At 63.0% G+C, this 10,516-nt stretch carries 9 protein-coding genes; all 9 read left to right on the forward strand.

What is annotated here, in order from left to right; all coding sequences use genetic code 11:
- The first annotated feature begins 365 nt into the window (after window positions 1-365).
- Window positions 366-2,759, forward strand: a complete 2,394-nt coding sequence (locus HX803_RS31165; RefSeq protein WP_178925926.1) for a TonB-dependent siderophore receptor — start codon at window positions 366-368, stop codon at window positions 2,757-2,759.
- A 15-nt stretch (window positions 2,760-2,774) separates the two neighbouring features.
- Entirely contained in the window at window positions 2,775-3,740 is a 966-nt protein-coding gene (locus HX803_RS31170; RefSeq protein ID WP_178925927.1) for an amino acid ABC transporter permease, read from the forward strand.
- Window positions 3,733-4,506, forward strand: a complete 774-nt coding sequence (locus HX803_RS31175; RefSeq protein ID WP_178925928.1) for an amino acid ABC transporter ATP-binding protein — start codon at window positions 3,733-3,735, stop codon at window positions 4,504-4,506. Before HX803_RS31170 ends, HX803_RS31175 begins: the two co-directional genes overlap by 8 nt.
- 18 nt (window positions 4,507-4,524) lie before the next feature.
- Window positions 4,525-5,448, forward strand: coding sequence for an ABC transporter substrate-binding protein (locus HX803_RS31180; protein ID WP_178925929.1), 924 nt, complete (start codon window positions 4,525-4,527; stop codon window positions 5,446-5,448).
- Window positions 5,449-5,460: 12 nt separating this feature from the next.
- A complete protein-coding gene (locus HX803_RS31185) occupies window positions 5,461-7,044 on the forward strand; it encodes an FAD-dependent oxidoreductase (protein ID WP_178925930.1) in 1,584 nt (527 codons plus the stop codon).
- An 11-nt stretch (window positions 7,045-7,055) separates the two neighbouring features.
- Window positions 7,056-7,490: a RidA family protein gene (locus tag HX803_RS31190; RefSeq protein WP_178925931.1), complete on the forward strand. Its 435-nt coding sequence runs from the start codon at window positions 7,056-7,058 to the stop codon at window positions 7,488-7,490.
- A 297-nt stretch (window positions 7,491-7,787) separates the two neighbouring features.
- Window positions 7,788-8,180: a DUF4398 domain-containing protein gene (locus HX803_RS31195; protein ID WP_178925932.1), complete on the forward strand. Its 393-nt coding sequence runs from the start codon at window positions 7,788-7,790 to the stop codon at window positions 8,178-8,180.
- 10 nt (window positions 8,181-8,190) lie between these two features.
- The gene (locus HX803_RS31200; protein WP_178925933.1) at window positions 8,191-8,964 is read left to right on the forward strand and encodes an OmpA family protein; all 774 of its coding nucleotides are present in this window, start codon (window positions 8,191-8,193) and stop codon (window positions 8,962-8,964) included.
- Window positions 8,965-9,129: 165 nt separating this feature from the next.
- The gene (locus tag HX803_RS31205; RefSeq protein ID WP_178925934.1) at window positions 9,130-10,458 is read left to right on the forward strand and encodes an LLM class flavin-dependent oxidoreductase; all 1,329 of its coding nucleotides are present in this window, start codon (window positions 9,130-9,132) and stop codon (window positions 10,456-10,458) included.
- Window positions 10,459-10,516: the final 58 nt, after the last annotated feature.

Consider the following 10,516-nt stretch of genomic DNA (forward strand, 5'->3'; position numbering starts at 1 on the left):
GATATGTCCCCAACCCAAAAAAACATTACTTATAAGAATAAATCTAACAAACAATAATGAAATTCAAGAATATTAGCTTATGCCCAAATAGCATTATATTTTCAAAACCCATTCCGTTATGTTTGAACTCAACAGCCTACCCCTGACCTCGGATGGTACCCATCGTGATTCGGATTCTGCGCCCATAACCGGCTAACCACCCCGCAGCAGAATCGTTGGAAGGGAGTTCAACGTATGTTGTCGATCCAAACCCCGCACGCGCTCCACACCTAGCCCCAAATCGCCGCAACACCCCCAAAAACGCCGAGCACCGCGCACGACCGCGTGCCTGCCCGACTTCGCGATTTGAACCTGCAGGAATGGATATGAAGCGAGCCCTACAACCCACCGCCGTATTCGCCCTGGCCCTGCTGGCCAACCCAGCACAGGCCCAGGACGACAGCACCCTCTCCACCGTAGTGGTTACCGGCAACCGAGGCGCCGAACAACGCACCGTCACCAGCAGCCCGGTGCCGATCGACGTGGTCAGCGCCAAACAACTACAGAGCACCGGCAAGCCCGGCCTGATGGAAGCCCTCAGCGCCGTGATCCCCTCGCTGACCCTGCCGGAAAAAACCGGTTGGGACGCCAGTGGCATCGCCCGCGCACCCAACCTGCGCGGCCTGAGTGCCGCCGAAGTGCTGGTGCTGGTCAACGGTAAGCGTCGCCATACCAGCGCCACCCTCAATATCAACGGCATCAACACCGGCGCCGCCCCGGCGGATCTGGACCTGATCCCCATCAGCGCCATCGACCACGTGGAAGTGCTGCGCGATGGCGCTGCCGCCCAATACGGTTCCGATGCCATCGCCGGGGTGATCAACGTGATCCTCAAGGCCGACACCAGCGGCACCTCGGTGACCAACGTCGGCCAGGGTTACGACGGCAAGAAGCAGACCGTGCAGCAGAGCCTCAACAAGGGTTTCGAAATCGGCAACGGCGGCATCGTGCAACTGGCCCTGGATGCACGCAGCCAGAACGACGACAACAAGGCCAGCGCCAACGGCTACACCTACGAGCAGGCGTATGGCCTGGCGGGCAAGGCGACCTATGGCGGCTACGGCACGCCCAAGACCAACTTGCTCACCCTGGGCTACAACGCCGAATTGCCGATCGATGACAGCCTGAGCCTTTACTCCTTCACCACCTATTCACGACGCAAGGCCGAGCAGGGGCAGAACTTCCGCCTGCCGACCATCACCAACACCATCACCACCGGGCCCAACGGCTACCCGTCGGGGTACACGCCCACCTGGTACATCGATGAAGATGACTTCCAAGCGGCGTTCGGCGGTAAAGGCACCGTCGGCGAGTGGGCCTGGGACTTGTCCACTACCTACGGGCGCAACGCGGCGGAGCAGGGCACCACCCATAACCAGAACCCGTCCCTGGGCGAGGCCACGCCGAACAGTTTTACCTCCGGCACCTGGATCTCTACCGAGCTGACCACCAACCTGGACTTCAAGCGCGGCTTCGACATCGGCCTGCAAAAGCCCCTCGACCTGTCCTATGGCTTCGAGCATCGGCGTGACACGTATGAGGTACAGGCCGGTGACTACGCGTCCTATGCCAACGGCGGCTACTGCGTGGCGCCGGGCAATTGCGCATCGTCCGGCGCCCAGGTCACCAACGGCATTTCGCCGGATGAAGAAAGCAGCGCCTCGCGCAACAGCCTCGCCAGTTATGTCGATGTGGGCTTCAACCCGCTGCCGGATTGGTACGTCGGCACCGCCTTTCGGTATGAGCATTACAACGAAGGCGTGGGTGCCACCCGCAGTGGCAAGCTGACCACGCGCTACGACTTCACGCCGCAGTTCGCCGTGCGTGCCACGGTGAGCAATGGCTTCCGCGCGCCGTCCCTGGCCAACAGCCTGTTCAGTGCGCGCTCCACCACCTATGGCGTGGTGGACGGGGTGTATCAGTCGATCAACTACGGCGTGCTGCCGGTGGGTTCGGCGGCGGCCAAGGCGTTGGGGGCGCAGGACCTCAAGCCCGAACGCTCCACCAACTTCAGCCTGGGTTTGACCCTCACGCCCACCGATCGCCTGAACTTCACCGCCGACGCCTATGTGATCAACCTGCGTGACCGCATCACCCTCACCGGCACCTTGCTCGGCCCGGAAGTCACCCAGGTGCTGCAGAACAACGGCATCAACTCCACCTCGGGCGGCCAGTACTTCATCAATGGCGCAGACACCCGTACCAAAGGCCTGGACCTGGTCAGCAACTACAACCAGGACCTCGGCGCGTTCGGCTCGCTGAAGTGGACCGCCGCGTTCAACTGGAACCAGACCAAAATCCTCAATTACAAGGAATCCACGACGATCCTGGGCACCTCGTATGACCTGATGGACCGCCAGGCCCGGGGCCTGATCACCGACGTGCAACCAAAAACCAAGCTGATCCTGGGTGGCGACTGGAGCATCGACCGCTTCAACCTCAACCTGGCCCTGACCCGTTATGGCGCCTACAAAGAGGTCAACGTCTCTGCGGATCGCAGCCTGGATAGGGTCTACAGCGCCAAATGGATCACGGACCTGGACCTTGGCTACAACCTCACCAAAGACCTGAACATCGCTATCGGCGCCAAGAACCTGTTCGACCAATACCCCAAGAAACAAGGCGTGCCGAGCAGCACCATGCTCGCCAGCTACGGCACCTATTCGCCCTACGGTTTTACCGGTGGGTACTACTACACCCGCTTGACCTATGCCTTCTAAGGCGGAGGAAAAAACATGCCCATTGTCGCCAAAACCTATGACCTGATCGAAGACGTGCGCCCGGTTCGCCAGGCGCGTGTCGCCACGCCCATCAAGGCCCTGCACGTGGTGCCAGCGCGGCACCCGTGGCGCTGGGCGGGGTCGATCTTCGCTGCGCTGGTGCTGCTGGCCATCGTGCACTCCCTGGCCACCAACCCGCGCTGGGAGTGGGGCGTGTTCGGCCAGTGGTTCTTCTCGCCGTCGGTGTTGCGCGGCCTCGGCCAGACGCTGTTGCTGACCCTGCTCAGTACGGTGTTCAGCGTGATCCTCGGCACGGCGTTAGCGCTGGCGCGGTTGTCGGGCTCGCCGCTGTTGGCGGCGCTGGCCTGGGGCTACATCTGGTTTTTTCGCTCGATGCCGGCGTTGCTGGTGCTGATCATCCTCTACAACTTTGCCTACCTGTATGACCACATCGTGCTCGGCGTGCCGTTCACCTCAGTGGTGTTCGCCGAGTGGTCGACGGTGGATGTGCTCAGCCAGTTCACCGTGGCCGTGCTGGGCCTGAGCCTGATGCAGGCGGCCTACGCAGCGGAGATCATTCGTGGCGGCCTGATCGGCGTGGATGCTGGCCAGCATGAAGCGGCGGCGGCCCTGGGTTTACCGGCGTCGCGACGCATCTTCCGGATCATCCTGCCCCAGGCGCTGCGCTCGATTTTGCCGTCGGGGTTCAACGAGATCATCGGCTTGGTCAAGGGCACGTCCATCGTCTACGTGCTGGCCCTGCCGGAGCTGTTCTACACCGTGCAGGTCATCTACAACCGCACCCAGGCGGTGATCCCGCTGCTGATCGTGGCGACGGTGTGGTACCTGATCATCACCACCGTGCTGACCAGCGCCCAGTACTACGTCGAACGCTACTTTGCGCGCGGCACGGCGCGGGTACTGCCACCGACGCCGCTGCAGCGCATCCGTGGCTGGCTCAAGGAGAAAACCCATGGCTGAAGCACGCGCCGGGCGCATCCAGATCCAGGGCGTGGGCAAGCGCTTTGGCAACCAGCAGGTGTTGCAAGACATCGACCTGACCATCGACCCGGGCAAGGTCACGGTGATTCTCGGGCCGTCAGGCTCGGGCAAGTCCACCTTGCTGCGCACCATCAACCACCTGGAGAAGATCGACAGCGGCCACATCACCATCGACGGTGAATACGTCGGCTACCGCCGCAAGGGTGACCTGCTGTACGAACTGAAAGAGCGCGAAATCCTCAAGCGCCGCATCGACGTGGGCTTTGTGTTCCAGAACTTCAACCTGTTCCCGCACCTCACCGCCTGGGAAAACATCGCCGAAGCGCCCCTGGCCCACAAACGCTGGAGCAAATCTGAGGCTCGCGCCAAGGCATCCCAATTGCTGGCCAAGGTCGGCCTGGCCGACAAGGTCGACGCCTACCCCCGGCAACTTTCCGGTGGCCAACAGCAGCGCGTGGCCATCGCACGGGCCCTGGCGCTGGACCCCAAGGTGCTGCTGTTCGATGAACCCACCTCGGCCCTCGACCCGGAACTGGTGGGCGAGGTGCTCGACGTGATCAAGGGCCTGACCCAACTGGGCGTGACCCTGGTGATCGTCACCCACGAAATCGGTTTTGCCCGCGAGGTGGCCGACCACGTGGTGTTCCTCTGCGACGGCCAGTTGATCGAAGAAGGCCCGCCCGAACAGATCTTCCGCCAACCCCGACATCCCCGCACCGTCGCCTTTCTCGGCAAAGTGCTTTAGTTCAAGGAGTGACTGCCCATGTTCATCCCTACTGCCCGTATCGCCTTGCTGGTGCTTGCCGTCAGTGCGGCGCAAACCGCGTTGGCCGTGCAACAGGTCGACCTCAGCCCCGACCGCCCGCGCATCCACGTGCCGCGCAACGAAACCGCCATCGCGCAGATTCCGCCGGGCTTCAAGTTCGCCCAGCCGGGCAAGTTCACCGTGGCCGTGTCCGGCGTGGCCGGGCCGCCCCTGGCGCTGTTGGCCAATGACGACAAGACCACCATCGGCAGCGAGGCCGACACCGCGCAACTGGTCGCCGACAGCCTGGGCCTGCAACTCAACGTGGTGCAGACCAGCTGGGAAGACTGGCCCTTGGGCGTCAGCTCGGGCAAATACGACGCGGTGATCAGCAACGTCACGGTGACCGAGGCGCGCAAGAAGCGCTTTGACTTCGCCACGTATCGACAGGACGTGCTCGGGTTCTATGTGAAGAGCACCAGCAAGATCAGCGAGATCAAGCAGGCTTCCGACATTGCCGGGCTGAAGATCATCGTCGGCTCCGGCACCAATCAGGAAAAGGTTCTGCTGGCCTGGAACGAGGCCAATGAAAAGGCCGGCATCAAGCCGGCCCTGTTGCAGTACTTCGACGACCAGGCCGCCGCGCAGCTGGCGGTGCAGTCCGGGCGCAGCGATGCGTTGTTCGGGCCCAACTCGGTGTACGCCTATTCGGCGGCCATCACCGGCGGTATCAAACTCGTCGGCACGGTCAACGGTGGCTGGCCGTTGAAAGCCGATATCGCGGTGACCACGCGCAAGGACAACGGCCTGGTCAAGCCGATTCACACCGCCCTCGAAGGCGCGATTGCCGGCGGCCAATACGAACAGGTGTTGCAACGCTGGGGCCTGGATATCGAGCGCGTCGATAAGTCGCTGATCAACCCACCGGGCCTGCCGGATTAAGGAGCATCGAGCATGGGACTGACACGACGTGAAGCGCTGTCGAGCCTCGCTGCGGTAGGCGGGGAAAAGGCGGTCAAGGATGCATTGGCGGTATTGGGCCTGGGGCCGTCTTCGCACCGCCGCCCGCAGCCGCTGAAACTCAAGGAGAGCCTGGGGCAGGGCACCCGCGTGCTGGTGCTGGGCGCCGGGATTGCCGGGCTGGTCACGGCCCTGGAACTCACCCGCGCCGGGTTCGACGTGCAGGTGCTGGAAGCGCGTGATCGGGCGGGCGGTCGCACCTGGACAATCCGCCATGGCGACCGCGTGGACTACAAGGACGGCCGCACCCAGACCGCCGCGTTCGACCCAGGGCATTACTTCAACGCAGGCCCGGCCAGGATCCCCAGCCAGCACCGCACGATTCTCGACTATTGCAGCGAGCTGGGGGTGCCGCTGGAAGTGCTGGTCAACAGCAGCCATGGCGCCCAGGTGCGGCCGGATGTGAACAGGCCCGCGTTCAGCGTGGGCCAGGCGATCAACGATGCGCGCGGGCACGTGTCTGGCTTGCTGGCCAAGGCGGTGCAACGTGACGCGCTGGATGATGTGTTGAGTCACGAGGAGCGCACGCGGTTGCTGGCGTTCCTGCAGGTGTATGGCGACCTGTCGCAGGAGCTGGTCTTCGAGGGCACGCTGCGTTCGGGGCATTTGGAGTCGCCGGCGCATCCCGGTGCGTTGCCTGCCAGTCGCCGCCCGCTGGCGCTGGACCAACTGCTGCACCCGGAGTTGTGGGGCGCGTTGCTGCACACCGAGTTCCCGGAGTTTTCCGCCACCATGTTCCAACCGGTTGGCGGCATGGACCGTATCACTGATGCGTTCTATCAACGGGTGCGCGACCAGGTGCAGCTCGGCGCCCAGGTGCGCCAGATCCGCCAGCTGGATGACGGCGTGGCCGTGACCTATCACGACAAACACAGCGGGCGCGAACAGGTGGTGCGCGCCGATTACCTGATCTCGACCTTGCCGTTGCCCTTGCTGGCCAGGCTCGACACCGACTTCAGCGACCCGATCAAGGCCGCGCTGCTCAGCACCCGCAGCGACCAGGCCACCAAGGTGGCGTGGCAGTCGCCGCGCTTCTGGGAAACCGACTACCGCACCTACGGCGGCCTGTCCTGGATCGAACACCCGGCGCGCCTGCTGTGGTACCCGAGCAACGACCTCAATACCCGCGAAGGTTTGCTGGTGGCCGGTTACGTGACCGGGGAGGGCGCCGATGTGTTTGGCGCGCAGCCATTCGAGAAGCAATACGCCACGTCCAAGGAGGCAGTGGAGCTGCTGCACCCGGGTTATTCCAGACACCTGCGCAACCCGTTGGCGGTGTCCTGGGAACAGATCCCCTACAGCGAGGGCCCGTGGCTGCAACGCGAGCACTTCCCGGCCGACGCCAGCGCGCTGCTCGAAGCCGGCCACGGCCGCGTGTACTTCGCCGGTGACGGCCTGGTGCAAAGCGGCGTGGGTATCTGGCAGGAATCGGCGGCCAACTCGGCACGCCATGTGGTCGGGCAACTGGCCGAACGCGTGACTCAACAACGGCAGATCGCGGCCCTTGCCGCCTCCTAAGGAGCTTCATCATGAGCGACAGCATTCAACGTACCAGCCTCGGCGACTTCCCGATCTCGCAAACCGTCACCGTCCCGGCCTCGGCCAGCCTGATCTTTGTCAGCGGCACCTTGCCCGACCTGCACGACGCCAACGCCCCGGCCGGTACGCCGGCAGCCTATGGCAACACCGAGGTGCAGACGGTGTCGGTGTTCAACAAGCTGCGCAAGATCCTGCGCCAGCAAGACCTGGACCTGGGCGATATCGTGCAGTTGCGCGTGTTCCTGGTGGGCGCTGAAGAAACCGGCGGCAAGCTGGACTTTGCCGGGTTGCAGGCCGGCTATACGCAGTTCTTTGGCACACCGGAGCAACCGAACAAACCGGCACGCACCGCGTTGCAAGTGGTGGCGTTGCCGTTGCCGGGGGCCTTGGTCGAAGTCGAAGCCATCGCCGCCAGAAGCTCCTGAACCACCCCGAAGCGCCCCTTTACCTGTAGTGAGCGGGCTTGCCCCGCGCGGCGGCGTGTCAGCCACCTAAAATTTACCTGACACGCCGCTGCGGTGTGTCAGGTGTCTCACACTTGTCTGGCACACCGCGGCGCGGGGCAAGCCCGCTCACTACAGGGTTTTGTTTTTATTGGGAAAATTCCTACATTGTGGCCGGAGATTTCATCGCTTCTGCTCGACCTTTACCTCCTAGGATGGCCCCCTCGCTTGACCCCAAGCGAGGGGGCATCAGGCCCGTAAATGCCTAGGAGTCAAACCATGAAAATGACCTGTGTGAGCAAACGCCTGCGCCGCTCGGCCTGGGCCGTGATGGTCGCGGGTGTGCTGGCAGGCTGTGCCGCGACCCCGCCATCCGAGCAAAAAACCACCCTGGCCCGTGATTCGGTCGGGCGTGCCCTGGCCGCGCAAGCCACCCAATTCGCACCGCTTGAGATGAAAACGGCACAGGACAAGCTGGCCCGCATGGAGCAAGCCATCGGCGAAAAAAATTACGTCCTGGTCGACAGCTTGGCCGAGCAGATCGAAGTCGACGCCAACCTGGCCGAAGCCAAGGCCACTGCCGTGCGTAAACAACAGGTCTTGAACCAGGCGCGCGAGGGCATCCAGGTGCTCAAGCAGGAAATGCTCAACGCCCCCGCGACCACCCACTGAGGAGCCTCCCATGCGTGCCACTCTCGTCATTCCTGTTCTGTCGGCCCTGACCCTGGCCCTGGTCGGTTGCGCCACACCGCCGGAAAACCCGCAACTGCTGCAAGCCCGTAGCCAGTTCTCCACCCTGCAGCAGAACCCTGCGTCCAACACCCTGGCGGCGGTTGAAACCCGCATTGCGTCCAACGCGCTGGACCGCGCCAACCAACTGTCCCTGCACAGCCGCACCGACCCGAAGATCGACCAGCTGGCGTACCTGGCGACACAACGAATCGCGGTGGCCGAGCAAACCATCATCAGCCGCCAAACCGATGCCCAGCTCGACAACATCGCAGTTGACCGCACCCAGGTGCAGCTCGACGTGCGCACCGCGCAGCTCAAGGCGTTGCAGGCGATGAAGGCCCAGCCAACCGAGCGCGGCCAGGTGGTTACCTTTGGTGATGTGCTGTTTGATACCGGCAGGGCCGACTTGAAGCCCGGCAGCCAGCGCGACTTCCAGGCACTGGCCGACTTCCTGTTGCAGAACCCGGAGCGCCAGGTGCGTGTCGAGGGTTTCACCGACAGCACTGGCGGCGATGCCTTCAACCAGAGCTTGTCCGAGCGTCGCGCCCAGGCCGTCGCCCGTGGCCTGCAACGGCTCGGCGTGGGGATCGAGCGCATGGCCGTCATCGGCTACGGCAAGCAGTTCCCGGTGGCCGATAACCTGAGCGCACAGTCGCGCCAGTTGAACCGTCGTGTGGAAGTGATCGTGTCCAACGATGGGTCGGCGGTCAGCGCACGGCGTTGAACCGGGTGGCTTTTTGTTATGCTGCTATTGGATGAAGATGTTGTTTAGAAATCAATATTTTTCATAATTAGCATAGATCAACAAAGCCTTTCACAAGCGCCACCCACGGGCATTAAGGTCATTCTCCACGGCAAGCATCGCTGCCATCCACGGAGGACTTCCTTGATGCCCACCCCTGCTCGGCAACTCAAGTTTGGCGCCATTCTCACCGGCGTCGGCACCGCACAGAACGAATGGCTGCACCCGCAGATTCCCGGTGATGCCAGCGTCAATATCGACTGGTATCGCGCCCAGGCACAACAGGCGGAAGCCGCCAAGTTCGACCTGGTCTTCATCGTCGACAGCCCCTACATCACACCCGATTCAGCCCCGCATTTTCTCAACCGCCTGGAACCCTTGACGCTGCTCTCGGCGCTTGCCGGCGCCACCTCCAAAATCGGCCTGGTGGCGACGCTGACGACGTCCTATACCGAACCGTTCAACGTGGCGCGCCAGTTTGCCTCCCTGGACCATATCAGCGGCGGCCGCGCCGGTTGGAACGTGGTCACCACGGGCCTTGAAGGCGCCGCTGGCAACTTTGGTCGCGAACAGCACATCGACCATACCGAGCGCTATCGCCGTGCCGCCGAACACCTGGACGTGGTGCAGGGGCTGTGGGATTCCTATGAGGACGACGCCTTTGTGCGGGACAAGCAAACCCGAGTGTTCCTCGACCCGCAGCGTCAACATCGCCTCGACCACCACGGCGAGTTTTTTTCGGTCACTGGGCCGCTGAACATTTCCCGTTCGGCCCAGGGCCAGCCGGTGATTTTCCAGGCGGGCATTTCCGAATCCGGGCGCAGCCTGGCGGCCAACTATGCTGAGGGCATCTTTGCCGGCGTAGGCAATTTCGAAGACGCCCAGGCGTACTACCGGGACATCAAGCAACGCACCGCCGCTGCGGGGCGCAACCCGGATCACGTGACGATCCTGCCGGGCATTTCGCCGATCATTGCCGACACCGATGAGCAGGCCCAGGCCATCGACCGTGAGCGCAATGGCGAGCTGGACCTGGATAAAGCCTTGGTGCAATTGGGGCGGCCCTTCAACTACCACGACTTCAGCCAATATCCGCTGGATGAGCCGTTCCCTGAATTGGGCGACCTGGGTAGCAATGGGTATCGCGGGCATGCCGAGCACATCAAGCACGTAGCGCGTGAGCAGGGGTTGACGTTGCGTCAGGCGGCGTTGCGGTTTGCCAAGCCGTTTTCCAGTTTTGTCGGTTCGCCCAAAACCGTGGCGGATGAGATTGAGCGTTGGTTTGTGGAGGGGGCGGTGGATGGGTTCAATATCCATGTGGGCGCGCCGGAGGATTTTGCGCGGTTTACCGATCAGGTCTTGCCATTGCTGAGGGCGCGGGGGTTGTTTCGCAGTGAGTACAGTCACAGCACGTTGCGGGGGCATTTGGGGTTGCCGGTGCCGGTGAATCGGTATGCTTTGGTGCGGGTGGCGTAGGGGGCGGTGTGAATATCCGTTATTTAGGTGATGGCGGGTTATGGTTCCGCCCTTACGG

The organism is Pseudomonas sp. P7548 (assembly GCF_013386585.1).
In the GTDB taxonomy this organism is placed as follows: Bacteria; Pseudomonadota; Gammaproteobacteria; order Pseudomonadales; family Pseudomonadaceae; genus Aquipseudomonas.